The organism is Microbacterium sp. Nx66 (assembly GCF_904066215.1).
GTDB classification, from domain to species: domain Bacteria; phylum Actinomycetota; class Actinomycetes; order Actinomycetales; family Microbacteriaceae; genus Microbacterium; species Microbacterium meiriae.
Map to the genome: position 1 here is coordinate 3,385,130 of NZ_LR880474.1, position 25,475 is coordinate 3,410,604.

General features: G+C 71.0%; 19 protein-coding genes. 9 read left to right on the forward strand and 10 right to left on the reverse strand.

Going from position 1 to position 25,475, the window contains the following annotated elements; genetic code table 11:
• Window positions 1-111: 111 nt before the first annotated feature.
• The 4 genes from MICNX66_RS16425 to MICNX66_RS16440 all read right to left on the reverse strand — a co-directional run bounded on the left by MICNX66_RS16425 (window position 112) and on the right by MICNX66_RS16440 (window position 4,264).
• The gene (locus tag MICNX66_RS16425; RefSeq protein ID WP_187662759.1) at window positions 112-501 is read right to left on the reverse strand and encodes a DUF779 domain-containing protein; all 390 of its coding nucleotides are present in this window, start codon (window positions 499-501) and stop codon (window positions 112-114) included.
• A gap of 70 nt (window positions 502-571) precedes the next feature.
• Window positions 572-2,122, reverse strand: a complete 1,551-nt coding sequence (exaC, locus tag MICNX66_RS16430) for an acetaldehyde dehydrogenase ExaC (RefSeq protein ID WP_187662760.1) — start codon at window positions 2,120-2,122, stop codon at window positions 572-574.
• 170 nt (window positions 2,123-2,292) lie between these two features.
• On the reverse strand, window positions 2,293-3,615 hold the full coding sequence (locus MICNX66_RS16435) for a GAF domain-containing protein (protein ID WP_187662761.1): 1,323 nt from the start codon (window positions 3,613-3,615) through the stop codon (window positions 2,293-2,295).
• 82 nt (window positions 3,616-3,697) lie between these two features.
• A complete protein-coding gene (locus tag MICNX66_RS16440) occupies window positions 3,698-4,264 on the reverse strand; it encodes a TetR/AcrR family transcriptional regulator (RefSeq protein ID WP_187662762.1) in 567 nt (188 codons plus the stop codon).
• Between the two features lie 70 nt (window positions 4,265-4,334).
• On the opposite strand from MICNX66_RS16440, the gene MICNX66_RS16445 reads away from it, so the two are divergent.
• The 5 genes from MICNX66_RS16445 to treZ all read left to right on the forward strand — a co-directional run bounded on the left by MICNX66_RS16445 (window position 4,335) and on the right by treZ (window position 11,555).
• Entirely contained in the window at window positions 4,335-4,904 is a 570-nt protein-coding gene (locus MICNX66_RS16445; RefSeq protein ID WP_187662763.1) for a dihydrofolate reductase family protein, read from the forward strand.
• Window positions 4,905-5,009: 105 nt separating this feature from the next.
• Window positions 5,010-5,294, forward strand: coding sequence for a hypothetical protein (locus MICNX66_RS16450; protein WP_060922071.1), 285 nt, complete (start codon window positions 5,010-5,012; stop codon window positions 5,292-5,294).
• Window positions 5,291-7,471: a glycogen debranching protein GlgX gene (glgX, locus tag MICNX66_RS16455; protein WP_187662764.1), complete on the forward strand. Its 2,181-nt coding sequence runs from the start codon at window positions 5,291-5,293 to the stop codon at window positions 7,469-7,471. The genes MICNX66_RS16450 and glgX overlap by 4 nt, the downstream gene beginning before the upstream one ends.
• The gene (gene treY, locus MICNX66_RS16460) at window positions 7,468-9,816 is read left to right on the forward strand and encodes a malto-oligosyltrehalose synthase (RefSeq protein WP_187662765.1); all 2,349 of its coding nucleotides are present in this window, start codon (window positions 7,468-7,470) and stop codon (window positions 9,814-9,816) included. Before glgX ends, treY begins: the two co-directional genes overlap by 4 nt.
• Complete coding sequence (gene treZ, locus MICNX66_RS16465; RefSeq protein WP_187662766.1) at window positions 9,813-11,555, forward strand: malto-oligosyltrehalose trehalohydrolase; 1,743 nt, start codon at window positions 9,813-9,815, stop codon at window positions 11,553-11,555. The genes treY and treZ overlap by 4 nt, the downstream gene beginning before the upstream one ends.
• 88 nt (window positions 11,556-11,643) lie before the next feature.
• Here treZ and MICNX66_RS16470 read toward each other — a convergent pair whose 3' ends face one another.
• Window positions 11,644-13,071: a CCA tRNA nucleotidyltransferase gene (locus MICNX66_RS16470; protein ID WP_187662767.1), complete on the reverse strand. Its 1,428-nt coding sequence runs from the start codon at window positions 13,069-13,071 to the stop codon at window positions 11,644-11,646.
• Window positions 13,072-13,213: 142 nt separating this feature from the next.
• On the opposite strand from MICNX66_RS16470, the gene MICNX66_RS16475 reads away from it, so the two are divergent.
• On the forward strand, window positions 13,214-15,775 hold the full coding sequence (locus MICNX66_RS16475) for a purple acid phosphatase family protein (RefSeq protein WP_187662768.1): 2,562 nt from the start codon (window positions 13,214-13,216) through the stop codon (window positions 15,773-15,775).
• A gap of 125 nt (window positions 15,776-15,900) precedes the next feature.
• Window positions 15,901-16,551: a hypothetical protein gene (locus tag MICNX66_RS16480; protein WP_187662769.1), complete on the forward strand. Its 651-nt coding sequence runs from the start codon at window positions 15,901-15,903 to the stop codon at window positions 16,549-16,551.
• Window positions 16,552-16,678: 127 nt separating this feature from the next.
• Here MICNX66_RS16480 and MICNX66_RS16485 read toward each other — a convergent pair whose 3' ends face one another.
• The 5 genes from MICNX66_RS16485 to MICNX66_RS16505 all read right to left on the reverse strand — a co-directional run bounded on the left by MICNX66_RS16485 (window position 16,679) and on the right by MICNX66_RS16505 (window position 21,510).
• Window positions 16,679-17,527 carry a PrsW family glutamic-type intramembrane protease gene (locus MICNX66_RS16485; protein ID WP_187662770.1) on the reverse strand — a complete coding sequence of 283 codons (849 nt, stop codon included), beginning with the start codon at window positions 17,525-17,527 and terminating at the stop codon, window positions 16,679-16,681.
• A gap of 123 nt (window positions 17,528-17,650) precedes the next feature.
• Window positions 17,651-18,301 carry a dihydrofolate reductase family protein gene (locus MICNX66_RS16490; protein WP_187662771.1) on the reverse strand — a complete coding sequence of 217 codons (651 nt, stop codon included), beginning with the start codon at window positions 18,299-18,301 and terminating at the stop codon, window positions 17,651-17,653.
• Between the two features lie 107 nt (window positions 18,302-18,408).
• Window positions 18,409-18,879, reverse strand: a complete 471-nt coding sequence (locus tag MICNX66_RS16495) for a GNAT family N-acetyltransferase (RefSeq protein ID WP_187662772.1) — start codon at window positions 18,877-18,879, stop codon at window positions 18,409-18,411.
• 35 nt (window positions 18,880-18,914) lie between these two features.
• Entirely contained in the window at window positions 18,915-19,973 is a 1,059-nt protein-coding gene (locus tag MICNX66_RS16500) for an LLM class flavin-dependent oxidoreductase (protein ID WP_187662773.1), read from the reverse strand.
• Between the two features lie 28 nt (window positions 19,974-20,001).
• Window positions 20,002-21,510, reverse strand: a complete 1,509-nt coding sequence (locus tag MICNX66_RS16505) for a DUF7059 domain-containing protein (RefSeq protein ID WP_187662774.1) — start codon at window positions 21,508-21,510, stop codon at window positions 20,002-20,004.
• 96 nt (window positions 21,511-21,606) lie between these two features.
• Here MICNX66_RS16505 and MICNX66_RS16510 point away from each other — a divergent pair, with 96 nt between their 5' ends.
• Together MICNX66_RS16510 and murJ are read left to right on the forward strand one after the other, a co-directional pair.
• Window positions 21,607-23,802 carry a DUF6049 family protein gene (locus MICNX66_RS16510; RefSeq protein ID WP_187662775.1) on the forward strand — a complete coding sequence of 732 codons (2,196 nt, stop codon included), beginning with the start codon at window positions 21,607-21,609 and terminating at the stop codon, window positions 23,800-23,802.
• Window positions 23,795-25,429 carry a murein biosynthesis integral membrane protein MurJ gene (gene murJ / locus MICNX66_RS16515; RefSeq protein ID WP_187662776.1) on the forward strand — a complete coding sequence of 545 codons (1,635 nt, stop codon included), beginning with the start codon at window positions 23,795-23,797 and terminating at the stop codon, window positions 25,427-25,429. Before MICNX66_RS16510 ends, murJ begins: the two co-directional genes overlap by 8 nt.
• The last annotated feature ends 46 nt before the right edge of the window (window positions 25,430-25,475 follow it).

Consider the following 25,475-nt stretch of genomic DNA (forward strand, 5'->3'; position numbering starts at 1 on the left):
GACTCGGCGTCGTGGCCGGCCTGCCGCGGCACGGCTCCCGAGCCTGCGGAAGGGCATCGGCGTTGATCAACACCGCGCCATCGCTCCCCTACGAACCGCAGGCATGGCGTCTCAGGCCAGGCCGAGGCCCGCCAGCTCGGCGGGGTCGAGCATCCGCGACCGGATGAGGAACCGCATCCCCGTGGGGCCCTCGACGCTGAACCCGGCGCCGCGTCCCGGCACGACATCGATGGTGAGGTGCGTGAACTTCCAGTACTCGAACTGCGAGGCCGACATGTAGACCTCGACCGGATCGTCGAGCCCGACGTCGAGGGTGCCGAGGAGCACGTCGCCGGGACCGGTGAGGAACATCCCCACGGGGTAGCACATGGGGGCGGAGCCGTCGCAGCAGCCGCCGGACTGGTGGAACATGAGCGGCCCGTGCTGCGCGGTGAGTTCGCGGACGAGCGCGGCGGCGGGGTCGGTCACCGCGACGCGGGCGGGCGTGGTCTGACTGACCATGGGACTCCTTCCGGAATGCCGAGTGCCGGACGGCGCGGCGAGCGCCGCCCGTCACCCGGGCTCGGGCGGATCAGAAGAAGCCCATCGGGCCCTCCGCGTACGAGACGAGGAGGTTCTTCGTCTGCTGGTAGTGGTCGAGCATCATCTTGTGGTTCTCGCGGCCCACCCCCGACTGCTTGTACCCGCCGAACGCGGCATGCGCCGGGTACTGGTGGTAGGTGTTCGTCCACACGCGACCAGCCTCGATCGCCCGGCCCGCGCGGTACGCGGTGTCGCCGCTGCGACTCCATACACCGGCCCCCAGCCCGTACAGGGTGTCGTTCGCGATCGAGATCGCGTCGTCGAAGTCGTCGAACGAGGTGACCGAGAGCACAGGACCGAAGATCTCCTCCTGGAAGATCCGCATGTCGTTCGTCCCCTCGAACACGGTCGGCTGCACGTAGAAGCCCTCGCTGAGGTCGCCGCCGAGGTCGGCGCGCTCGCCTCCCGTGAGCAGCCGGGCCCCGCCCTGCTTGCCGATGTCGATGTAGCTGAGGATCTTCTCCAGCTGATCGTTCGAGGCCTGCGCGCCGATCATCGTCGCAGGGTCGAGCGGATTGCCCTGCACGACCTTCTCCACACGCTCGAGGCCGTCGGCGAGGAAGCCGTCGTAGATCGAGCGCTGGATGAGGGCGCGTGACGGGCAGGTGCAGACCTCGCCCTGGTTGAGCGCGAACATCGTGAAGCCTTCGAGCGCCTTGTCGTAGAACGGGTCGCTCGTGGAGCGGGCGACGTCCTCGAAGAAGACGTTCGGGCTCTTGCCGCCGAGCTCCAGGGTGACCGGGATGAGGTTCTGCGAGGCGTACTGCATGATGAGGCGGCCGGTCGTGGTCTCGCCGGTGAAGGCGACCTTGCGGATGCGCTTGTGCTGCGCGAGCGGCGCGCCGGCCTCGATCCCGAAGCCGTTCACGATGTTCACGACCCCGGCCGGCAGCAGGTCGCCGATGATGTCGAACAGGAACAGGATCGACGCGGGGGTCTGCTCCGCGGGCTTGATGACGATGCAGTTGCCCGCGGCGAGCGCCGGCGCCAGCTTCCACACGGCCATGAGGATCGGGAAGTTCCAGGGGATGATCTGCCCGACCACGCCGAGCGGCTCATGGAAGTGGTACGCGACGGTGTTCTCGTCGAGCTGGCTGATGCCGCCCTCCTGCGCGCGGAGCACCCCCGCGAAGTAGCGGAAGTGGTCGATCGCGAGCGGGATGTCGGCGGCGAGGGTCTCCCGCACGGGCTTGCCGTTCTCCCACGTCTCCGCGACCGCGATCTCCTCGAGGTGCTGCTCCATCCGGTCGGCGATGCGGTTCAGGATCACGGAGCGCTCCGCGGGGCTGGTCTTGCCCCAGGCGCTGAAGGCCTTCCAGGCGACGTCGACGGCGCGGTCGATGTCCTCGACGGTGCCGCGGCCGACCTCGGTGAAGGGCTTGCCGTTGACGGGACTGATGTTCTCGAAGTATTGGCCCTTGGCGGGCTCGACGAACTCGCCGCCGATGTAGTGACCGTAGCGGGGCCGGTAGTTCGCGACCGCTCCGGGCTGTCCGGGGGCGGCGTAGGCGAGGGACACGTCTTCTTCGACGATGGTCATGGGGTCTCCTTCGACGGGGGCGCCGCGGCGTCGATGCCGCGGTGTTCCCTCGACGCTAGGCCGCTCCCCGTTGCACTCCCGATGCGCAACGTTGCAGCCGGTTGCGCCCCGTTCGAATCGCTCACCTGGCTACATCCGCGGCCGAAATGGCACCAATCGGGCGATTCGAATCAGCCGAGGCGCTCGATCCGCGTCACGAGACCGGCACGACGCGGCGAGCGCGCCGGCAGCATCTCCAGCGCGAGCCGCAGCACCTCCGCGTCCTCGCTCCCCTCGGGGGTGTCCGCATAGGCGAGCAGCACGTCCAGACTCGCCCCCGACAGCATCACCTCCCGCAGCGCCGCACGGACCGAATCGCGGAACTCCTCGACGCCGGGCGAAGTCGAATCCGGCAGCACCGGCCCCCGGTAGGCCGTCAGCGCGACCCGGTGGGCGCCGCGATCAAGGAGGGACAGCACGTCCTGAGCATCGGTCTCCAGCGGCACCGGAAGGCGATACGGGCGGGACTCCGGCACGAGATCCGGGGCCGCCCGCTCCAGGACCTTGCGCAGGCGCACCATCTCCGGCCGCAGGGTGTCCGGCGAGACCCCGGGACCGTAGACGAGCTCCGCGAGCCGGTCGGCGGAGAGGCCCTGGCGGTGCACGGCCAGCATCAGGAGGATGGCCGCGTGCCGGGCGCTGAGCTCGGTGACGGCCTCCTCGTGTGCCGACGCGGTCTCCAACCGGGCACGGTCGCGTCCGAGCACCTGCAGTCGCGCGCGAGCGAGGGGTTCCGGCGGGGTCCTGCCCGGCAGGCGTCGAGCCGGAGGCTCCGCTCGTCGCTGCAGCCGCGCCACGAGGAGCTCGGACTCGACCGCCCGCGCCGTCGCGTCGACGAGCAGTCGCGCCTGCGGGGTCACCACTTCGGGTCCGCCGGTGATGTCGATCACGCCGAGGACCCGCTGCGTCTCCGGGTCGCGCACGGGCGCCGCACTGCACGACCACGGGTGCACCAGGCGGTTGTAGTGCTCGGCCCCACGGATCTGCACCGACCGCTCCAGGGCGAGCGCCGTGCCCGGGGCGCTCGTGCCGACGGCGTCCTCCGCCCAGTTCGCGCCGGCGACGAACCCCATGCCCTCGGTGAGGGACCGGAGCTGCGCATCGCCCTCGATCCACAGCAGGCGCCCTGCCTGATCTCCGACGGCGATCACGACCCCCGAGTCCTCGGAGTCGCCGGGAAGCAGCAGCGCGCGGATCATCTCCATCGCGGAGGCGAGCGGGTGAGTCAGACGATAGGCGTCGAGCTCGTCCTCGAACAGGTCGAGCGGTGGCAGCGCCTCCGGACCGACACGGCGGTGCCAGGACCGCTCCCACGACTCCCGCACGAGTGGCCGCACCTCGCGGAGGCGGTGGTCGTCGAGATTGCCGGCGATGAGCTCCTCGTGCGCACGCTCGACGAGGAGGCGAGACGCCGTCGGCGACGCCTCCCGCGGATCGTGCCACGTCGCAGACACGCGTTCTCCGTTTCTGGAGTCGAGAGCGTGCCCTCAGTGTACGAGCAGGATCGACCGGGCGGAACAGCGGCCGCGGCAGTGGTCAGGGCAACAGCCCGGCCACGAGATCGTCGATCACCTCGTCGGTCGAGGTCTCCGGGTCGATCGGCGTGGTGAGCCGGTCGAGCAGCAGACCGTCGATCGCGTAGTGGAACAGGGCGATCTCGCGCCGCCCTCCCGGGAGGCCCGCGGCGACGTTGAAGGCGACGTCCGCGTCGAAGCCGGCCCGCTGCCAGGCGCCGAGCACGGCGGCGAGCTCGGGACGACGGGCGCTCTCGAGCCGCAGGGCGAACAGTGCGAGGGTGACGTCGCGGTCGGCCGTGAGGCGACGCACGATATCCCGGATGTAGTCGGCGAACAGCTGGCGGCTCGGCGCGATCGCCGCGCGATGCTCCAAGTCCTCGGGCGTCGGAGCCAGACGTTCCCCGATGCGGTCGACGAGACCCTCGATCAGCGCGCCCCTGCTGCGGAAATAGTTCGAGGTCGTCCCCGCGGGGACCTGCGCCTCGGCGTCGACCGCTCGATGCGTGAGCCCCCGCGAACCTTCGCGGGCGAGCACGGCCAGCCCGGCGTCCGCGAGCTGGCGTCGACGCGGCTCGTTCCTCACCATGCCGCCACCCTAGCGCAATCACTACGACTGTTGTACTCTCAACCGCAACAGATGTAGTGATTGGAGAATCATGCGAGACCTCGTGTACTACGTCGCGGTGACCCTGGACGGATTCATCGCCGGTCCGAATGGGGAGTTCGACGCCTTCCTCGTCGAAGGCGATCACATGGACGGCATCAACGCGCGCTTCGCCGACACCCTGCCGACCGTGGCCGCCGAAGCCCTCGGCATCCCGCAGCGCAACGACGTGTTCGACACGGTGCTGATGGGCGGGAACACCTACGAGGTGGGCGGGCTCCCCAGTCCCTACCGGCACCTGCGGCAGATCGTCTTCAGCCGCACCCGCACAGCCGAGGCCGAGAACCTCGAGGTGACGGCGGAGGATCCGGTGGAGGTCGTGCGGCGGCTGAAGCAGGAGGAGGGCGGCGCGATCTGGCTGTGCGGCGGCGGGGCCCTCGCGGCGACGTTGGCCGACGAGATCGACCGGCTCGTCCTGAAGCGGCAGCCGTTGCTCTTCGGCTCGGGAATCCCCCTCTTCGGCGACCGCCCGTACCGCCCGGAGCGGTTCGATGCGGTGGAGACGACTCCCTATGAATCGGGCGTCGTGGTGACCGAGTACGTGCGTCGGCGCAGGGAGTGATCCCGCCGTCATCGGGTGCCTAGCCGGTCGAGGCCCGGATGGCAATACCGTTCTCGAATCCGTTCCCGGTTCCTATCGTGGTCCCATCACGAGTCAGGAGGCGCCATGAACGTCCACACCCCCACCAGCACTGGCTCCTCGCAGCGCGCCGACGCGGCCCACCCCGCCGCGACCGAGCCGGCCTGCGAGCGGATCGACTTCGACCGGTACGTCGTCGCGCACGACGCTCCCGTCGGATACATCGAGGTCGTGCCGCCGCTCTACGTCTGCTACCTCGGACACCCGTATCCTCGGGCTGTGGAGATCGCTCAGGTGTACGACTACGACCATGCCGTCAGCATCGTCAGTGCCATGGCCGCGGGTTCGCGCGACCACGCCCTCGCCGGATGAGCGGCGAGGTCTGGCCCGGGTCCGCGTACCCGCTGGGGGCCACCTTCGACGGTCAGGGCACCAACTTCGCGCTCTTCAGCGAGGGCGCGGAGCGCGTGGAACTCTGCCTCTTCGACGCGGACGGCACGGAGACACGAGTGCCGCTCACCGAGGTCGACGCGTTCGTCTGGCACGGCTACCTGCCCACGGTGCAGCCGGGGCAACGCTATGGCTACCGTGTGCACGGTCCGTACGATCCCGCGCAGGGACAGCGCTTCAACCCGAACAAGCTGCTCCTCGACCCCTACGCGAAGGCCGTCGCCGGTGAGGTCGACTGGGGCCAGTCCCTCTTCGGCTACGACTTCGGCGACCCCGACTCCCGCAACGACGACGACTCCGCGACCGCGATGGCGAAGGGCGTGGTCGTCAGCCCGTTCTTCGAGTGGGGCGGCGACCGTCCGCTGAAGACCCCGTACGCGGAGACGGTCATCTACGAGGCCCACGTCAAGGGGCTCACCCAGCGGCACCCCGAGGTCCCGGAGGAGCTGCGCGGCACCTACGCCGGCATCGCGCATCCGGCAGTCATCGAGCATCTCCAGCGCCTCGGCGTCACGGCCCTGGAGCTGATGCCGGTGCATCAATTCGTCAACGACTCGGTGCTGCAGGACAAGGGCCTGTCGAACTACTGGGGCTACAACACCCTCGGATTCTTCGCACCGCACAACGCCTATGCCGCCGGCGGCCAGGACGGCCAGCAGGTGCAGGAGTTCCGCGCCATGGTGCGCGCGCTCCACGAGGCCGGCATCGAAGTCATCCTCGACGTCGTCTACAACCACACCGCTGAGGGCAACCACCTCGGGCCGACGCTCTCCATGCGCGGGATCGACAACGAGGCGTACTACCGGCTCGAAGAGGACAAGCGGTACTACACGGACTACACCGGCACGGGCAACAGCCTGAACGCGGGCAACCCGCACGCGCTCCAGTTGCTCATGGACTCGCTGCGCTACTGGGTGACCGAGATGCACGTCGACGGTTTCCGCTTCGACCTCGCGGCGACCCTCGCCCGCGAGTTCTACGACGTCGACCGCCTCGCAGCCTTCTTCGAGCTCGTGCAGCAGGATCCGATCGTCTCGCAGGTGAAGCTCATCGCCGAGCCGTGGGATATCGGCCCCGGCGGCTATCAGGTCGGGAACTTCCCGCCGCAGTGGACGGAGTGGAACGGCAAGTACCGCGACACCGTGCGCGACTTCTGGCGCGGCGAGCCCCAGGCGCTCGGCGAGTTCGCCTCCCGCCTCACCGGCTCCGCCGACCTGTACGAGCACTCCGGCCGGCGCCCGGTCGCGTCCATCAACTTCGTCACCGCCCACGACGGCTTCACGCTGCGGGACCTGGTGTCGTACAACGAGAAGCACAACGAGGACAACGGCGAGGACAACAACGACGGCGAATCCCACAACCGCTCCGACAACATGGGCGCGGAAGGACCGACCGACGACATCGACATCAACCGGCGCCGTGCGCGTCAGCAGCGGAACTTCCTGGCGACCCTGCTGCTCTCGCAGGGCGTGCCGATGATCTCCCACGGCGACGAACTCGGCCGCACGCAGCACGGCAACAACAACGGCTACGCGCAGGACAACGAGCTCACGTGGATCGACTGGGAGGCGGCCGACCTGCCGCTCGTGGAGTTCACGGCGGCGGTCGCTCGGCTCCGGCACGAGCACCCGACCTTCCGCCGCAGCCGCTTCTTCGACGGACGCCCGGTCGCAGACGAGGACGAGGACGGCGAGCGCATCCCCGACGTCGTGTGGCTGCGCCCGGACGGTGCCCGCATGACGCCGGAGGACTGGGACTCGGGCTTCGGACGCTCCGTGGGCATGTTCCTGAACGGCCGCGGCATCCGCGAGAACGACCGCCGCGGACGTCCCGTGGAGGACGTGAACTTCCTCGTCTACTTCAACAGCGGCGACGAGCCCGTCGACCTCGCCCTGCCGGACGACCGGCACGGCGCGGAATGGCTCGTCTCCGTGGACACCGCCGGCGAACTCGGTGACCGGAAGCTCCGGGCGCGGGACAGCGTGCCGCTCGAGGGCAAGGCCATGCTCGTGCTGCAGGAACTCGACGGCGACCCCGTCGACACGGATGACTCCGTCGATGCCTCGCTCCGCGCGCAGAGCGAGCAGGCTGCGTCATGACCGACAGACCGGTCTCGACGTATCGCCTGCAGATCAGCGAGGACTTCCCCCTGGACGCGGCCGCGGAGGTGACCGGATACGTCGCCGAGCTCGGCGCCTCGTGGGCCTACCTGTCACCGTTGCTGGCGGCGACCCGCGGCTCGAACCACGGCTACGACGTCGTGGACCACGGCCGCATCGATCCCGACCGCGGCGGCGCGGAGGGGCTCGTCCGCTTCGCGGCGGCCTCACGGGCTGCAGGCCTCGGCATCCTCGTCGACATCGTGCCCAACCACGTGGGGGTGGCCGTGCCGCGGCAGAACCCGTGGTGGTGGGAGGTGCTGCGGCTGGGCCGGAAGACCCGTCATGCGGCGGCGTTCGACATCGACTGGGCAGCGGGCGGCGGGCGTCTCCTGCTGCCGCTGCTGGGCGCGAGCCCGAACGAGGTCGTCGCGAACGGCGAGCTCGTGGTCGACACCACGCCGGCCGCCGACGCGCCGGACGGCGTTCTGCGCTACTTCGAGCATGAGCTGCCCCTCGCCCCCGGGACCGCGGCACTGGCGGACGATCTCCCGGCGCTCCTGGGCGCCCAGAACTACGAGCTGCGGTTCTGGCAGGACCAGAACACCGACCTCACCTACCGCCGGTTCTTCGCCGTCTCCGAACTCGCCGGCATCCGGGTCGAACGGCCCGAGGTGTTCGCCGAGTCGCACCGGGAGATCCTGCGCTGGATCCGGGAGGGCCTCGCGGACGGTCTGCGGGTGGATCACCCGGACGGCCTCGTCGACCCCGGCGCGTACCTGGAGCAGCTCGCCGACGCGACCGGACGCGCGTACACGCTCGTCGAGAAGATCCTGGAGCCGGGCGAGGCCCTGCCGGCCTGGTGGCGGACCGACGGCACCACCGGATACGACGCGCTGGCCGAGCTCGACCGCCTGTTCGTCGACGCGGAGGGCGTCGCGGCGCTGGACCGGCTGGATGCCAGGCTCCGCGCGGAGACCGGTCTCCCGGACGCGCTCCCCTGGCACGACCTCATCCACGACACGAAGCGGATGATCGCGGACACCCTCCTGGCCGCCGAGGTGCGCCGACTGGTGCGTACGCTCCCCCACGGGATCGTGCACGCCGACGACGCGCTGGCCGAGCTCCTCGCCTGCTTCCCCGTGTATCGCTCCTATCTCCCGGAGGGCCGCGAACACCTGCGCGCCGCCTTCGCGGAGGCCCGTCGCCGACGCCCCGACCTCGCGACCGCGTTCACAGCGCTGGAGCCGCTGCTGAACGATCCGCGCCTCGAGGTCGCGCAGCGATTCCCGCAGGTGAGCGGCGCCGTGATGGCGAAGGGTGTGGAGGACACAGCGTTCTACCGGTTCACCCGCCTCGGAACGCTGACCGAGGTCGGCGCCGACCCGTCCCTCCCCGCGCTGTCGGTCGAGGAGTTCCACGACGCGCAGCGGGCGCGGCTGGCGGCGTGGCCGCACTCGATGACGACGCTCTCCACGCACGACACGAAGCGCTCGGAGGACGTGCGCGCGCGCCTGTCGGTGCTCTCGGAGATCCCGGAGCGCTGGGCCGAGGTGCTGGCGGAGCTGCGCGCCGTCGCGACCACCGGACACGGTCCTCTCGACACGCTGATCTGGCAGGCCGCGGTCGGCGCCTGGCCGCTGCCCTCCGAACGGCTACTCGCCTACGCCACCAAGGCCGCGCGTGAGGCCGCGGAGGGGACGACCTGGCAGCATCCGGATGCGGAGTTCGAAGAGGGCCTGGCCGCGATCGCCCGGTCCGTCGAGGGAGAGGCCGCGCCGATCCTCGACCGTTTCGTGGCCGAGATCGTCGATGCGGGGCGCTCCAACTCCCTCTCCGCCAAGCTGCTGCAGCTCACCGGCCCCGGCGTGCCTGACGTGTACCAGGGCACCGAGCTGTGGGACCTCTCGCTCGTCGACCCCGACAACCGTCGACCCGTCGACTTCGCTCTGCGCGCCCGGATGCTGCGGGAGCTCGACGCGGACCACGCCCGCGGTGTGGTCCCCCCGATCGACGACTCCGGCGCCGCGAAGCTGCTGGTGACCTCGCGGGCACTGCGACTGCGGCGGGACAATCCGGAGCTGTTCCGCTTCTACCGGCCGGCCGTCGTCGAAGGTGAGGCCGCAGACCACGCGATCGCCGTGCACCGCGGCGGCGCAACCGCCGTGGCCACACGGCTGCCGGTCGCGCTGGCGCGCCGCGGGGGCTGGGGCGACACGGTCATGATGCGCCCCGAGCTGCCGGGGACCGACCTCCTCACCGGCCGGCGGATCCCGCCCGGGCCCGTGCGACTGGCGGAACTCCTCGACACCTACCCCGTCGCGCTGATCGAGCTGGCCCGATGATCTCGGTGTGGGCGCCGCGGGCGACCCGTGTGCGGGTACGACGCCTCGACGACGCGGGCACCACCGTGGAGGAGCGCGCACTCACGGCGGGGGCAGAGGGGCGCTGGACCACCGACCTCGTCCTCGCGGACGGTGAGCGCTACGGCTTCGTCCTCGACGACGGCGACGACCTCCGCCCTGACCCTCGCTCGCGGCGGCAGCCGGACGGCGTGCACGGGGCCTCGGCGGCCTTCGACCCCGCCGCCTTCGCGTGGACCGACGCCTCCTGGACCGGACGGCAGCTCGCGGGCGGGCTGATCTACGAGCTGCACCTCGGCACCTTCACACCGGAGGGCACGCTCGACGCGGCGGTCGGCCGCCTGGCGCATCTCGTCGACCTCGGCGTCACCCATGTCGAGCTGCTGCCCGTCAACGCCTTCAACGGCGCCTGGAACTGGGGATACGACGGCGTGCTCTGGTACGCGGTGCAGGAGGAGTACGGCGGCCCCGCGGCCTATCAGCGCTTCGTCGACGCCGCCCACGCGCACGGGCTCGCCGTCGTGCAGGACGTCGTCTACAACCACCTCGGCCCGAGCGGCAACTACCTCCCGCTCTTCGGTCCGTACCTGCGCGAGGGCGAGAGCACCACCTGGGGCGACTCGGTGAACCTCGACGAGGACGCCGTGCGGGAGTACATCCTCGACAACGCCCTGATGTGGCTGCGCGACTTCCACGTCGACGGACTCCGGCTCGATGCCGTGCACGCCCTCCACGACCGGCGGCCGGTGCACCTGCTGCGGGAGCTCTCCGAACGGGTGGATGCGCTGTCCGCGCAGCAGAACCGACCGCTGACGCTCATCGCCGAGTCCGATCTCAACGACCCGACGCTCATCCTGCCGCGGGAGGCCGGGGGCTACGGGCTCACGGCGCAGTGGTCCGACGACTGGCACCACGCCGTGCACGTCGCGCTCACCGGAGAGACCGCCGGGTACTACGCCGACTTCGCCGCAGACGACGCGGTGGCCAAGGTGACGGAGGGCGGCTTCTTCCACGACGGCTCCTTCTCGTCCTTCCGCGACCGTCCGCACGGGTCCTCGATCCCGGCCGAGGTGCCGAGCTGGCGGCTGGTGACCTTCGCGCAGGACCACGATCAGATCGGCAACCGCGCCGCCGGGGATCGGCTCTCTGCCACGCTCTCCCCCGACCGGCTCGCGGTGGCCGCCGTGCTCACCCTGACGGCGCCGGGTACCCCGATGCTCTTCATGGGCGAGGAGTGGGGGGCGACGACCCCGTGGCAGTTCTTCACCTCCCACCCCGAACCCGAGCTCGGCCGCGCGGTCGCCGAGGGCCGCACGGCGGAGTTCGCCCGCATGGGATGGGATCCGGATGCGGTGCCCGACCCGCAGGACCCCGAGACCTTCCACCGCTCGCACCTCGACTGGGCGGAGGCCGAGGCCCCGGAGCACTCCCGGCTCCTGACGCTGTACCGCGACCTGGCACGACTGCGGCGAGCGCGACCGGAGCTCACCGACCCGGACTCCGCGCACACGACGGTCGAGGTCCGGGAGACGGACGGCCGCCCCGAGCACCGTGTCTACCGCATCGACCGAGGAGGAGTGTCGGTGCTCGTGAACCTCTCCCCCACCCCCGCGACGTTCAGTGTCCCCGCCACGTCCGAGATCCTCCTCGCCACCGCCGCCCTGACGCGCTCCTCCACGTCCCTGACACTCCCTCCGGACGCCGCCGCCATCGTCAACTGAGGTCGACCCACCCCTCTCCGGTCCTCCCGGCCCCCTGCGTGCGGCCGTAAGGGGCCGGGACGCACGGAACGGGGTGGGCCGGCAGGAGTCAACCGCGCGACGCCCACCACTCCCGGAGACGCTGCTCCGCGACGGCCTCGCCCAGCACACCCTCGTCGAGGCGCAGATCGAGGAGGAACCGGTACGCCTCGCCGACCTCCCGGCCCGGCTTGATGCCGAGGACCTCCTGGATGCGGTTGCCGTCGAGCTCCGGACGGATCGCGTCGAGCTCCTCCTGCTCCCGGAGCGCCGCGATCCGTGACTCGATGTCGTCGTAGGCGGCGGCGAGCCGGGCGGCCTTGCGCTTGTTCCGCGTGGTGACGTCGGCGCGCGTGAGGATGTGCAGCCGCTCCAGCAGGTCCCCGGCATCGCGGACGTAGCGGCGCACGGCGGCATCCGTCCACGCCCCCTCCGCATAGCCGAAGAACCGAAGATGCAGCTCGATCAGGGTCGCGACGGCATCGGTGGTCGCCGAGTCGAAGCGCAGCGCCTGCAGCCGCTTGCGGGCCATGCGCGCGCCGACCACGTCGTGGTGGTGGAACGTCACCGCACCGCCCGGCTCGAGCTTGCGCGTGCGGGGTTTGCCGATGTCGTGGAGCAGAGCTGCGATCCGCAGCGGCACGTCCGGCGCCGCCCCGGGGTTCCGGGCGTGCTCGAGCGCGATGGCCTGGCTGAGCACCGTGAGGGAGTGCTCGTAGACGTCCTTGTGGTGGTGGTGCTCGTCGACCTCGAGCTTGAGAGCGCTCACCTCGGGGAGGAACTCGTCGATGAGTCCGGTCTCCACCAGCACCCGGATGCCGCGGACGGGGTCGTCGGTCTGCATGAGGCGCACGAGCTCGGACTGCACGCGCTCGGGGCTCACGATCTTCAGCGTCTCGCGGAGCTCGGTGATCGCCCGCTCTGTATCCTCCTCCACCGTGAAGCCGAGCTGCGCGCTGAACCGGGCGGCCCGCAGCATCCGGAGCGGGTCGTCGCCGAACGACACCCGAGGATCCGTCGGCGTCCGCAGTACCCCCGCCACGAGGTCCTCGACCCCGCCGGTCGGATCGACGAGCTTCACCGCGGGCACCTGGAGGGCCATCGCGTTGACCGTGAAGTCGCGGCGGACCAGGTCGCCATCGATCGAGTCGCCGAACTCCACCGTCGGCTTGCGCGTCACGCCGTCGTAGCTGTCCGCCCGATAGGTCGTGATCTCGACCTGCTCGCCGCGGAGCCGGGCGCCGATGGTCCCGAAGGCGCGACCGATGTCCCAGTGCGCGGAGGCCACCGGCTTCACGATCGCGAGGATCTCGTCCGGCGACGCACTCGTCGTGAAGTCGAGGTCGTGCGTCTCCCGGCCGAGCAGCGCATCGCGCACCGGACCGCCCACGACGGCGAGCTCGAAACCGGCGGCGTCGAAGGCCTCCGCGAGGGTACGGACGACGGGATTCTCGGCGAGCGCGCCGAGACGCGCGAGGCCGTCGGCCATGTTGAGCATGGGTTCCAGCGTACCGGCCGCCCCCTGACGCGCCCGCGTTCACCTCCCCGTCGTCTTGATGTCAGACCCCGGTCATCCGGCTCCGCTGGGCTGGGGGCGCCCCGTGCGGCTGAGCACGGACACCCACCCACGAAGGACAGACATGACCTCCCCCACCCCTGCGGTGCGGTGGCGGCGTCGCGGACTGACGTCCGTCGCGCTGCTCGCCGTGCTCGGCGGCGCCGTCGTCGCCCCCGCGGCCCTCGCCGCGCCCGACCCGGAAGTGCCGACCGGCTCGCTCCTCACCGGCGACACCCCCTGGCACTACCTCGACGACGGCTCCGACCCGTCGCCCGCCCCGGCCGCGCTGCGCGACTGGACCCTGCCCGCGTACGACGACAGCGCCTGGAAGACCGCACCGGGCAGCTTCGGTGCCAAGAACGGCGCCCTCGCGCCGGTGGGACCGCAGACCCCGAAGACACTCCTCAACCACTACCTCGACGGGGTGAAGGCACCGACGGTGCCGACGTACTTCTTCCGCACGACCTTCGAGCTGGAGGCCGGCGTCGCCGAGCAGGTCGCCGCCCTGCAGAGCACCGTCACCTTCGACGACGCGATCATCGTGTGGATCAACGGCGAGGAGGTCGCCCGCTACGTCGACGGCCGCATCACCGACACCACCAACGTCGAGTACGCCGGAGACTCCAACGGCGACCCCCTGACCAGCACGTTCAGCGCCGAGGGCGACCTGCTCCGCGACGGCACGAACACCATCGCCGTGTCGCTGTTCCAGGACCGCGCGTCGAGCTCCGACATCTACTTCGACATGTCGTCGCTGACCCTCGTGAAGGCCTCCGACCCCGGCACTCCCGTCGTCGCCCCGCCGACCCGCGTCATCCTCACCCCGACCGAGAAGCCGGAGGTGTCGCAGTCGTTCTCCTGGCTCGCCGGCGACGCGTCGCACACGGCAGGTCAGGTCGAGATCGGCCCCGCATCCGGTGGTGCCACCCGGACGGTCGACGCCTATGACGCCGGAGTGGTGAACGGCAACCCGAACAAGCACTTCTCGGCCACGGTCACCGACCTCACCCCGGCCACCGCGTACCGTTACCGTGTCGGCCTCCCCGGCAGCTGGAGCGACTGGCACGAGTTCCGCACCGCGGACCCGAAGGCGAGCGACTTCCAGTTCATCTACTACGGCGACGCCCAGATCGGTCTCGACACCACCTGGCCGCGCGTCGTGAAGCAGGCAGAGGCCCACGCCCCGCGATCGATCGGCTCCGTGCACGCCGGAGACCTCATCAACACGTCCAGCAACGAGAACGAGTGGCTGAACTGGTTCAAGGGCATGGAGGATTCCGCCGTGCGCACCAACGTCATGGCCGCCCCCGGCAACCACGAGTACTCGGGGGACAAACTCCTCACCGCCTGGAAGGCCGCGTTCGAGTACCCGCACAACAACCCGTCCACGAGCTCGATCGGGGACCTCGCGAACCTGGCGAAGGGCGACTCAGAGGTGGCGCAGCAGTATCGCGCGTTCTTCGACCACTGGAGCTCGTTCGCCGCAGAGACCGCGTACTACACCGACTACCAGGGCGTCCGTTTCATCACCCTGAACGCGACGCGCGACACGACCTTCCTCACGCCGGCCGGGCTCCCGTCCTGCACGGGCGCGGAATGCCCGTCGTCGCAGATCGGCACGCTGTGGACCCGCTTCCAGGCGGCGTGGCTCGACCTGCTGCTGCAGAACAGCCCGTCGAAGTGGAACGTCGTCACGTTCCACCAGCCGGTGTTCTCGGCGTCGGCCGGTCGTGACGAGCCGGTGCTCCGTGCCGAGTGGCTGCCCGTCTTCCAGCGCAACGACATCGACCTCGTGCTCATGGGCCACGATCACACGTATGCCCGCGGTTTCGTGAACACGGACGCCACAGACACCGCCGGACTCACCAGGGGGCCGGTGTACGTCGTGTCGAACTCCGGCGCCAAGCACTACGACCTGGAGACCCCGGAGAAGAACGTCTGGACCAACAACGGCGCCACCCAGGTGCTGCGCGGTCAGGGCGTGACGACCTACCAGGTGATCGATGTCTCGAAGAACCAGCTCGTCTACCGGTCGTATCTCGCCGAGAAGCAGCCGGACGCCACGACCGAGCTCCCCGTGGGCGCAGTCTACGACACGTTCACGGTGACCAAGTCCGACGCGGGCGAGAAGTGGGTCACCGAGGCCGGCGTCACCCCGCCGGTCACGGAGGAGCCGGAGCCCGAGAAGCCCGCGACCGTCGAGCTGGGCGCGTCCTCGGTCACCGCCGGCGGCACGCTCGCCGTGTCGGGCAGCGGCTTCGCGGAGGGCGCCGAGCTCGCGCTCGAGCTGCGGTCCGACCCGGTCTCGCTCGGTACGGTCAGGGCCGCGGCGGACGGCACGTTCGCGCGCACCGTCACCATCCCGGCGGGCACCCCGGCGGGTGCGCACACCCTCGCCGTGATCCTCCCCGACGGCTCAGAGGTGACGGCGTCCCTGACCGTGACCGCAGCGGCCGGCGGCGGAGCGGTCGTCCCCGGTGAGAGCGACTCGGGTGGCGCGACCGACGGCGACCTCGCGACGACCGGTGCCGACAGCACGCCGTTCGTCATCGGCGCGGTCGTGCTGCTCGCCGCCGGCCTCGGTCTGTTCGCCCTGCGTCGCCGCCGCCGGGATGCCACGGTGGAGACGATCGAAACGGCGTAGCCCGTCAGCGGGCGTCGTCCGGGGTTCTCCCCGGGCGGCGCCCGCTCTTCGCGCACGGATCCCCCACCGATAACGGTTCAGCCTCCGTCCGCCGGTCGATCCCGCGCTCACTCTAGGCTCAAGCCATGCCCCACCCCTCTCGGCTCGTGATCGCTTCCACCGCAGCTGCAGTCCTGGGCTTCGCCCTCACCGCCTGCGCGCCCGAGAGCACGGAGGGCGGTGGACCAGTGCCGTCGCCATCGCCGTCGCCATCCATCATCGCCTCTCCCCCCGCGACGCCCGCGGACCGTGTCGTCGAGATCTCGGTTGACGGCCTTTCCATCGATGACGGCCCGGTCCTCGCGTACGACGACGCCGACGGCGCCCTCGCGGCCCTCACCGATGCGTTCGGAGCGGCGCCGACGGAGGCACCCGTGGAGGGTCCGTACGGCGCCGTGTACGCCGGCTACGACTGGCCGGGAACGAAGGCCACGGTCCGCGACACCCGCATCGACCTCGTCGTGTCGGCAGACGCGCCGGGAGTGATCGTCCGGACTCCGGAGGGTATCGGCATCGGCTCGACGCGCGCTGAGGCGATGGCCGCAGGGGCCGTGGACGGGTGGGATGAGGACGGCGATGGCGTCGCCGACTACCTGAGCATCGGCGTGCGGGAAGTCCCCGGCACCTCCTCGCTCGTGAACCCCGGCGAGGTCGGTGTGGAGTACGTCGACCTCACGATGACCGGCGACATCGTGAGCCGCCTCAGCACCGGTGGCAACGACTTCAGCGACATCTGAAGCACCCCACGACGCCGCCGCCCGTCCGGGCACAGCTTCGGAGCCGGGGCTCGACTCGCCGTCGTTCAGCCCCCACGTCGGCGTGTCGGTCGAGATGTCCGAAGCTGTGCACGCGATCCGCGAGGGCTCAGACTCCGCGACGGGTCAGCACGAGACGGAGGGTCACCGCGAGGACCGTCGACACCGCGATCCAGCCGAGGGCCGTGCCCACGGCTGTGAAGAACGAGGCCTGATCGGTGGCGCCGGCGAGGTTCCCGTAGTTGATCGCGGCGTGGGCTCCGATGGCCACCGTGAGTCCGGCGAGCGCGACGAGCGGGCGGGACCAGGCGCGACGGGCATCCAGCGCGAGGCCGAGCGCCGCCCCGGTCCAGACGGTGAGAGCGGCATGCGTGGGGAAGGTGAGCGTGCGGACGATCCACGTCACCACGCCGTAGCCGACATCGTTCGCCGCGATGTCAGCCGCGATGGCGGAGGCGTCCTCCACCGCCGCGAAGCCCACGCCGACCAGCGCCCCGGCCATCGCGCCGAAGAGTACGCCGCGGCGCCCGACGCGCCGGGCGAGCACGAGGATGAGCAGCACCCCGAGACCCTTCCCGAGCTCCTCCACGATGGGCGTCAGCACCCACGTCGAGGGGATCGCCTCGCGCAGGATGCCCTGATCGTCGACGTACAGCGCCTGCTCGGAAGACCACGCGCCGAGCCCGGTGGCGATGAGCACAGCAGCACCGGCGCCCCAGGCCGGCGCCAGCAGGGAGGACGTCCAGGAGCGCGAGACCCGCGGAGCGATCCAGCGCGCGGCGAACATCGTCACCGCCGCCGCGGGGAGGACGGCCACGAGACACAGGAGGAAGACGGGGCCGGACTCGACGGTGAACGGCAATATCGCCAGAGCCAGCGGGATGAGGAACACCGAGAGCACCACGGAGCGGCGCCCCCAGAACGGGACGGTTTCGGAGGGAGCGAGCGCGGAATGCACGCCCCGATCCTTCCAGACCGATGCCGCGACTCTCCTGGGCGCAGCCGCACTTCCGCACGAGGTCGCAGGTTCTCCCGGCAATCCGTGCGAGCTCGGTGCGAATCTGCGACCGCGTGCCGGGCCTCAGGCCCCGCGGGAGAACGTGATGTGGGTCACGCCGGACTCCGCGACCTCGGAGGTCACGCGATAGCCGGCCTCGAGGCCGCGCAGGTCGTCCCACAGACGGATCCCGCTGCCGGTGAGGATCGGGGTGATGCCCACGTGCAGGTCGTCGACGAGCCCCGCGCGCAGGAACTCCCGGACCGTGATCGCCCCGCCGCCGACGCGCACGTCACTCCCTCCGGCCACCGCCACCGCCTCCCGCAGCGCCTCCTCGGGGGTCGCGGTGAGGAAGCGGAAGCTCGTGCCGTTCGCGAACTCGATCGGCGGTCGCGGGGTGTGGGTGAGGACGAACACCGGAACCTCGAACGGCGGCTCCTCACCCCACCAGCCGCGCCAGTCCGGGTCGTCCGGGTTCGCGTGGAGGCCGAACATCCCGGCGCCCATGATCTCGGCACCGATGCCCTGGAAGTACTGTGCCGCGTACTTCTCGTCCACCCCGGTCGTGCCGGCGCCGCTGGTGTCGTGGAAGACGCGCTCCTGGAAGGTGCGGGTCGCGGTGTAGGCGGCGGTGAGTCGTCCCCAGTCCTCGCCGAACGGGTTCTCCGGGGTCTGATCGGTCGTCGTGGCGAAGCCGTCAAGAGTGATGTTGAGGTCGACGCGCACGCGGGTCATGGTGCCTCCGAAGCGGTGGGGACGGGCACCGGTCGGCGCGCCGTCCCCAGCGTCGGGCGTTCCGCGGCCGGTGTCAAGAGCGGGCCGCCGTACCGGACACCCGCGGATCAGGCCTTGGGGTCGTCCGAAAGCGCCATGTGGATGATCGGATAGGGACGACCGTCACCGTCGAGCGCGCTCCGGCCCACCTCCACGAAGCCTCGGCTGCGGTAGAACCCGCGCGCGCCCGGGTTGTCCTCGTTCACATCGACCCTGGCCACGCCCTGGTGGACGACGACCTCGGCGAGCAGGGCAGAGCCCACACCGCGTCCGCGAACGGCATCGGAGACGAACAGCATCTCCAGCCCGTCGTCGTGGACGCCGGCGAACCCGACCGGAACCCCGTCCTGCTCGGCGACGGTGAGGGTCACCGCGGGGAAGTAATCGGACGCGAGGTGCGATTCGATCCGGGCGAAGTCGGTCTCCTCCAGGAAGTCATGGGTGGCGCGAACGGCGCTGCGCCAGATCTCGACGAGTTCCGCGTACTCCTCTTCCCCCCGGCACGGCCGGATGGTGAGCGGGGAACTGCCTGCGGACATGCCTCCGACACTATCGGTCGGACCGCCATGCCGGATCAGACCACGGGGTCGCCCTGGACCGGACCCTCCGTGTTGGGCTTCCACCCGAGGGCCGGCGCCACGTGCTCCGCGAACGCCTCGAGCACGTGGAGGTTGTACTCCGGCCCGAGCTGGTTCGGGATCGTCAGCATGAGGGTGTCCGCGGCCATGACGGCCTCGTCCTGCCGGAGCTGCTCGATGAGCACATCGGGCTCCGCGGCGTAGGTCTTGCCGAACGTGGAGCGGAACCCGTCGATGATGCCGATCTGGTCGCCGTTCTCCTCGCTGCGCAGCCCGAAGTAGGCGCGGTCCATGTCCGACACGAGCGGGAACACGCTGCGGCTGACCGACACGCGAGGCGTCCCGGTGTGGCCGGCCTCACGGTAGGCGGAGCGGAAGAGCTCGATCTGCTCGCGCTGCAGCTCGTGGAAGGGCTGACCGGTGGCCTCCGTCACGAGCGTCGAGCTCATCATGTTGAGTCCCTTGCGGCCGGTCTCCTCGGCCGTCGCGCGCGAACCCGAGCCCCACCAGATGTGGTCGCGCAGCGTGGAGGACTGCGGTTCGATCGCGAGGTACTGTCCCGCACCCACCATCCGGGGGTCGCCGGGAGCGAGTCGCTCGCCGTCGATGGCGCGGAGGAAGATCTCGAACTTCTCCCGTGCGAGCACGCTGCCGCGCTCCGGGTCCTCCTCGTCGCGGAAGCCGAAGGTCTCGTAGCCGCGCAGCGCCGTCTCGGGTGACCCGCGGCTCACGCCGAGCGCGATACGGCCGTCCGCGATGAGGTCGAGTGCGGCCGCCTCCTCGGCGAACTGGAACGGGTTCTCGTACCGCATGTCGATCACGCCGGTGCCGACCTCGATGCGCTCGGTGCGCGCGGCCATGGCCGTCAGCAGCGGCATCGGGGACGCCGCCTGGCGTGCCCAGTGGTGCACGCGGACGTAGGCGCCGTTGACGCCGAGCTCGTCGGCGCCCTCCGCGATCTCGATGGTCTGCTTCAGCATGTCGCCCGCCGTGCGGGTGGCCGAGCCGGGCACGTCGGCGTAGTGACCGAACGAGAGGAAACCGAAAGCCTTCATGGTGTATTCGAACGCATGGAAGCCGGGACTATTCCCCCGGGAGCAGGAAGCCGTCGAGGACGAGCCCGCGGATGCGCGGCTCGAGCTCCGCCCACAGCTGCGCGAACGGCACCTCGAAGAGGTCCGCGAGGGCGGGGGCGATCTGCAGCACCTGGAGCTCGCCGTCGCACGCGCCGACGAAGCCGGCGAGCGCGGGGTCCACCGCGACGGTGCGCGCGAACCCGCCGCCCTGACGCAGCTCGATCACGCTCGGGTCGTCGTTACCGGGGAGAAGGTGGCGCGCCTCGGTGACGTCCGGAGCCACGACGAGGGTGTCGGGCAGCCCTGCGGCGAGCGCATCGTGGGCCGCGAGCCCGAGGCCGAGCGCCGCGCCCACGTTCGCCACGGGCTGCGTCACCCGCTCCGATCGCCGCAGGGGCTCCCCCCGCCCGCGGCGGAGCAGCACATAGCCGAAGCCGATCGCGGTCACGCCGCGCGCCGCGAAGTCGTCGAGCCACGCGGTCAGCAGCGGAGTGAAGGCGGCATCGCGCGGCGTGATGCCGCCGTCCCTGATCCACAGCTCGGCATAGGCGAGAGGGGACAGCTCCTCCCGCTCCACGACCCACAGGTCGAGGTCGGCGGGCACCCACGCGTCCAGCCGCGCGAGGCCGGTGATGCCCGTCCGCGACTCCCAGTTGCCCAGCAGCTGCGCGATGCCGCCCGGGGTGAGGTGCGCCGGTGCCGTGCGGACGAACTGCTCGACCAGTGCGTCGCCGACCAGACCGCCGTCGCGATACTCGTAGGCGGGCACCCCCGCCGTGCGCGGGGTGATCACGAACGGCGGGTTCGAGACGATGAGGTCGAACGCCTCCCCGGCGACCGGCTCGAACATGCTCCCGTGACGGAACTCGATGTTCGTGACCCCGTTCAGTTGCGCGTTCAGCGCGGCGTAGGCGAGGGCGCGGCGGGAGATGTCGGTGGCCACGACCCGGCCGGCGCGTCGTGCCACAAGGAGCGCCTGGATGCCGCAGCCCGTGCCGAGGTCGAGGGCACGATCCACCGCGAGCGGGACGACCGTCTCAGCGAGCGTGCGGGAGGCTCCGCCCACACCGAGGACGTGGTCGGCGGGCAGCGGGCCGTCGAGGGCGACCTCGTCCAGGTCGCTGGCGATCCACCATTCCCCGACTCCGTCCTCGTCGACGAACGACTGCGGGCGCAGCAGCGCGCTCGGCGTCACGGTGTCGGCGTCGGTCGTCGCCAGCCCCAGAGCCTCCAGCCCGTCCACGCCGAGCGTCGGCAGTGCGCGCTCCACGGCCGCGCGCGGCTGGGGAAGGCCGAGCACCAGGAGGCGTCCGAGGATCGCGAGGACCCCCTCATCCTCGGCGATCGCCCGAAGGATGGGCTCGCGCAGACCACGGGCGAGTGCATCATCCGCCTCCTCGCCCCAGAGACGTCGCAGCGGCTCGGATCGGAGATCGGCGGCATCGAGATCCGCGGCGAACGCAGCGCTGCGGAGCGGGTCGGGGCGGGGGGCGGGGGTGTCGGACACGGCCGTCACTCTACGCGTCTTCAGGGTTCTCCTCCGTCCGGCCTCCTAGAATCGCAGGGTCAGTACTCACGATCCGCCTCTCCCCGGCGTTCGAGGAAGACCTTCATGACCGCGATCACTCCCCCGACGGGCCTCCGCGCGCGTGCGCGCCGGCTCGCGGCGTTCGTGGTGGCCGCCGGCGTCTGCGCGGTGGGTGTCGCCGGTCCCGCGATGGCGGCCGACCAGCCCGCCGCGGACGACGACCACCGTGTCGAACTGCACGTCACGGCGGGTCTACGCGGCACCGTCGCGCCGGGCACGTCGACGTCGGCCGTGGTCACGATCGAGAACGAGACCGAGGCGGAGCTCTCCGCGGGTCGCGTCGAGATCGAGCTCGGGAGCACGCCACTGACCGACGACGATGCCGTGACCGAATGGCTGGACGAGGGACAGGCCGCCGGTTCCTTCCTCTCCCTCGGCGAAGAGGCCACCAAGCCGGCGGAGGCGGGCGGATCCGCCACCACCACCGTGTTCGTGCCGCAGGAGACGCTGAAGCCGTTGAAACCGGGGGTGTACCCGCTGCGGGCCGCCCTGAGCGATGCCGGTACGGAGGACGCCGAGGGGGAGCGCACCACCACCTGGGACACCAGCGCGACGAGCGTCCTCGTGGTCAGCGCCAGCCCGACCAGTCCGGTCGGCGTCCTCGTGCCCATCACCGCGACCCCGGCCGGCGGTGCCCTCCTGAGCGCTGACGAGCTCACGGAGCTGACCGCCCCGGACGGCGACCTCACCGCGCAGCTCGACGGCGTCGCCGGGACGACGGCTGTGCTCGCGGTCGATCCCGCCATCCTCACCTCGATCCGCGCACTGGGCACCGCGGCTCCCTCCACGGCGAGCGACTGGCTGCAGAGGCTCGACGAACTCCCCAACGCCCGCTTCGCCCTGCAGTTCGGCGATGCCGACCTCACGGTGCAGGCGCAGGCCGGTCTGCCCGAGGCGCTGGCGCCGCTGCCGCTGACCTCGCTGCTCGATCCCGCGGCCTTCCCGCAGCAGCGCGCCGTGACACCGACGAACACCCCCGCCGCCACCGCCGACCCCTCGGCGACGCCGACCGACGGGCCCGCGCTTCCCACCGACGACGAGCTCGCGGAGATCGACGGCGCGGTCCCGGGAATCGTCTGGCCGGAGAGCGACCTCACGCAGGCTGACCTCGCGTCGTTCACCGGCTACCTGGGAGGCACCGCCACGACGGTCGTGTCGTCTCAGACGGTCGGCGGTCAGAGTGCGGCTCATGCGACGGCGGGCGGACAGGACCTGCTCGTCACCGACGCGGCCACGTCGGCGGCCCTCTCCGCAGCGGCGACCGAATCCGCCTCGGCTCCCCGCCAGGGGCTGCTGGCGGAGGCGGCAGCCCGGCTCTTCCTCGCCGGTGCCCGGGCGCCTGGCGCTCCGCTCCTCATCGGCCTGGAGCGCGACGAGAGTCGTCCCGCAGAGGCCCTTCGTGACGCGATCTCCACCGCGGACTCCATCGGCTTCGAGCTCTCGGCGGTGCGGGCGGCACCTGCCGTCGCGGTGACACTGCCGGAGACGGCCGCGGCGACCCGCGCGTCCGACCTCACGAACCTCCTCGCCGATGAGCGCTCCCTCACCGCTTTCGCGACCGTCCTCAGTGACCCGCTCGTGCTGCTGAGCCCGGAGCGGATCCGGATCCTGCGCACCATCGCGGTCGGTTCCTCCGCGGAAGCCTTCACCGAGAAGGTCGCGGCCCATCGCGCGCGCACCACCGAGACGCTCGGCGCCGTCAGCATCCCCGACTCCAGCACCATCCAGCTCCTCACGGCCAACGCCGACCTCCCCATCGCCGTGCGCAACGACCTCCCGTGGCCGGTGACGGTGCGGTTGTACGCGTCCCCCACCGATCCGCGCCTCGAAGTGACACCCGTGATCGACGTCGCCGTACAGGCGAGTTCGACCACGAGGGCGAAGGTGCCGGTGTCGGCCCGGGTCGGCAGCGGCGAGCTCGACCTGCGCCTCAGCCTCACCAGCCCGACCGGAGTGCCGATCCAGTCGGAGCAGACCATCCGGGTCGCGGTGCGCGCGGAATGGGAGACCATCGGTCTCATCGTCTTCGGCGGCCTCGCCGTGCTCCTCATCGCCCTCGGGGTGGTGCGCACGGTGCGCCGGAAGCGTCGGGAGGCCATCGAGGAGCAGGCCGTGGAGGCCGCCGTCGAGGAACTGATCGAGGAGAAGGAAGCGGAAGCCGCGGTGCAGGAGCGCCCCGACGGCCCGGATGCCCCTCCCACGAAGGAGTCGCGTGACTAGTCTCGGGCGCGCCAGCGCCATCATCGGCGCGGGCACCCTTGTCTCCCGCGTGACCGGGCTGCTGCGCAGTATCGTCCTCGTGGCGGTGATCGGCTCCGTCGCCTCCGAGGCCGCTGACGCCTTCACGTACGCGAACCAGTTGCCCAACAGCGTCTTCTCGTTGATCTCGGTGGGCATCCTCACGGCCGTCATCGTGCCGCAGATCGTCAAGGCCACGGCGGATGCGGACGGCGGCAACGCGTTCATCTCCAAGCTCTTCACGCTCGGAACGGTCGTCCTCGTCGTGGTCACCGGTATCGCCACGGCGTGCGCACCGTGGCTCGTGCACATCGTGGCCGGTCGTGCGAACCCGGAGCTGCTGGCCCTCGCCACGGCGCTGGCGTACTGGTGCCTCCCGCAGATCCTGCTGTACGGCCTGTACGCGATGATCGGCGAGGCACTCAACGCGCGCCGCATCTTCGGGCCCTTCACGTGGGCGCCGGTCGTCAACAACGTCGTCTCGATCATCGGGTTCCTGGCGCTCGGCGCCCTCTTCGGACCCGTGCCCACGCGCGCGGCGGAGTGGACGCCGACCATGATCTCGCTCCTCGGCGGGACCGCGACCCTCGGCATCGCCCTGCAGGCCGTGGTGCTGCTGGTCTTCTGGCGCCGCACGGGGCTGGCTCTGAAGCCGGACTTCCGCTGGCGGGGAGTCGGGCTCGGCACGGTCGGTCGCCTCGCCGGGTGGACCTTCCTGATGGCGTTCGCAAGCCTGGCCGCAGGGACCCTGCAGGGCTTCATCGTCAGCGAGGCGGCGGGGCTCGAGGCCTCGGCCACGGTCACGACCAACGCCTGGTTGATCTTCATGCTGCCGTACTCGGTTATCGTGCTGTCGATCGGGACCCCCTACTTCACCCAGATCAGCGAGCACGCCGCGAGTGGCCGGGACGACGAGGTGCGCAGCGACATCTCCCGGAGCATCCGCACGCTCCTCTTCTTCATCGCCGCCGCCGTCGCCGCCGTGGCCGCCGCCGCCGTGCCGGCCTCGCGGGTCTTCACGAAGGACACCGAGTTCGTGACCGCCGAGGACGCGGCGAAGTCCGCCGCGCTGGTCCTGCTCTGCTACCTGCTCAGCCTGATCCCTCTGACCGTTCTCTTCATCGTCCAGCGCACCTTCTACGCATACGACGACACCCGCACGCCGTTCTGGTTCACGATCGTGCAATGCACGCTCATCGTGGCCACCGCCCTCCTCGCGTGGGCGCTGTTCGAGGCCGAGGTGCTGCCGCTCTCCCTGCTGGCCGCCGCCGTCGCCCTGGGGCAGTCCGTGGCCAGCATCCTGCAGACCGTTCTGGCCGTCTGGCTCCTGCACCGGAAGATCGGTGGTCTGGGGGTGCGCTCCTGGCTGGCCGCCGTGGGGCGGTTCGGCCTGGCTGCAGTGCCTGCGGGCCTCGCCGGCTGGGGTGTGTTCGTGCTGAGCGGAGGAGCGAACGGCTGGATGATGGGCAGCGCGATGTCCGGTGCGCTCGGCACCGCCGTCGTCGGCCTCGTCGTCGTGATCGTCTACGTCGCGATCCTCGCGGTCTTCCGCGCCCCGGAGCTGAAGGCCGCCGGCGGGCTCGTCCGCCGCCTCCTGCCCGGCCGCTGACGTGGGAATGCCCCGCGGTTACCATGGGTTGAAGCAGTCGGACGTC

Coding starts and splice junctions, on each gene's coding strand:
- MICNX66_RS16500 (WP_187662773.1), bottom strand. CDS start 19,973: ATGAAGGCTTTCGGTTTCCTCTCGTTCGGTCACTACGCCGACGTGCCC.
- MICNX66_RS16425 (WP_187662759.1), bottom strand. CDS start 501: ATGGTCAGTCAGACCACGCCCGCCCGCGTCGCGGTGACCGACCCCGCC.
- MICNX66_RS16495 (WP_187662772.1), bottom strand. CDS start 18,879: ATGTCCGCAGGCAGTTCCCCGCTCACCATCCGGCCGTGCCGGGGGGAA.
- MICNX66_RS16450 (WP_060922071.1), top strand. CDS start 5,010: ATGAACGTCCACACCCCCACCAGCACTGGCTCCTCGCAGCGCGCCGAC.
- MICNX66_RS16445 (WP_187662763.1), top strand. CDS start 4,335: ATGCGAGACCTCGTGTACTACGTCGCGGTGACCCTGGACGGATTCATC.
- MICNX66_RS16510 (WP_187662775.1), top strand. CDS start 21,607: ATGACCGCGATCACTCCCCCGACGGGCCTCCGCGCGCGTGCGCGCCGG.
- glgX (WP_187662764.1), top strand. CDS start 5,291: ATGAGCGGCGAGGTCTGGCCCGGGTCCGCGTACCCGCTGGGGGCCACC.
- MICNX66_RS16475 (WP_187662768.1), top strand. CDS start 13,214: ATGACCTCCCCCACCCCTGCGGTGCGGTGGCGGCGTCGCGGACTGACG.
- exaC (WP_187662760.1), bottom strand. CDS start 2,122: ATGACCATCGTCGAAGAAGACGTGTCCCTCGCCTACGCCGCCCCCGGA.
- MICNX66_RS16440 (WP_187662762.1), bottom strand. CDS start 4,264: ATGGTGAGGAACGAGCCGCGTCGACGCCAGCTCGCGGACGCCGGGCTG.
- treZ (WP_187662766.1), top strand. CDS start 9,813: ATGATCTCGGTGTGGGCGCCGCGGGCGACCCGTGTGCGGGTACGACGC.
- MICNX66_RS16470 (WP_187662767.1), bottom strand. CDS start 13,071: ATGCTCAACATGGCCGACGGCCTCGCGCGTCTCGGCGCGCTCGCCGAG.
- MICNX66_RS16480 (WP_187662769.1), top strand. CDS start 15,901: ATGCCCCACCCCTCTCGGCTCGTGATCGCTTCCACCGCAGCTGCAGTC.
- treY (WP_187662765.1), top strand. CDS start 7,468: ATGACCGACAGACCGGTCTCGACGTATCGCCTGCAGATCAGCGAGGAC.
- MICNX66_RS16490 (WP_187662771.1), bottom strand. CDS start 18,301: ATGACCCGCGTGCGCGTCGACCTCAACATCACTCTTGACGGCTTCGCC.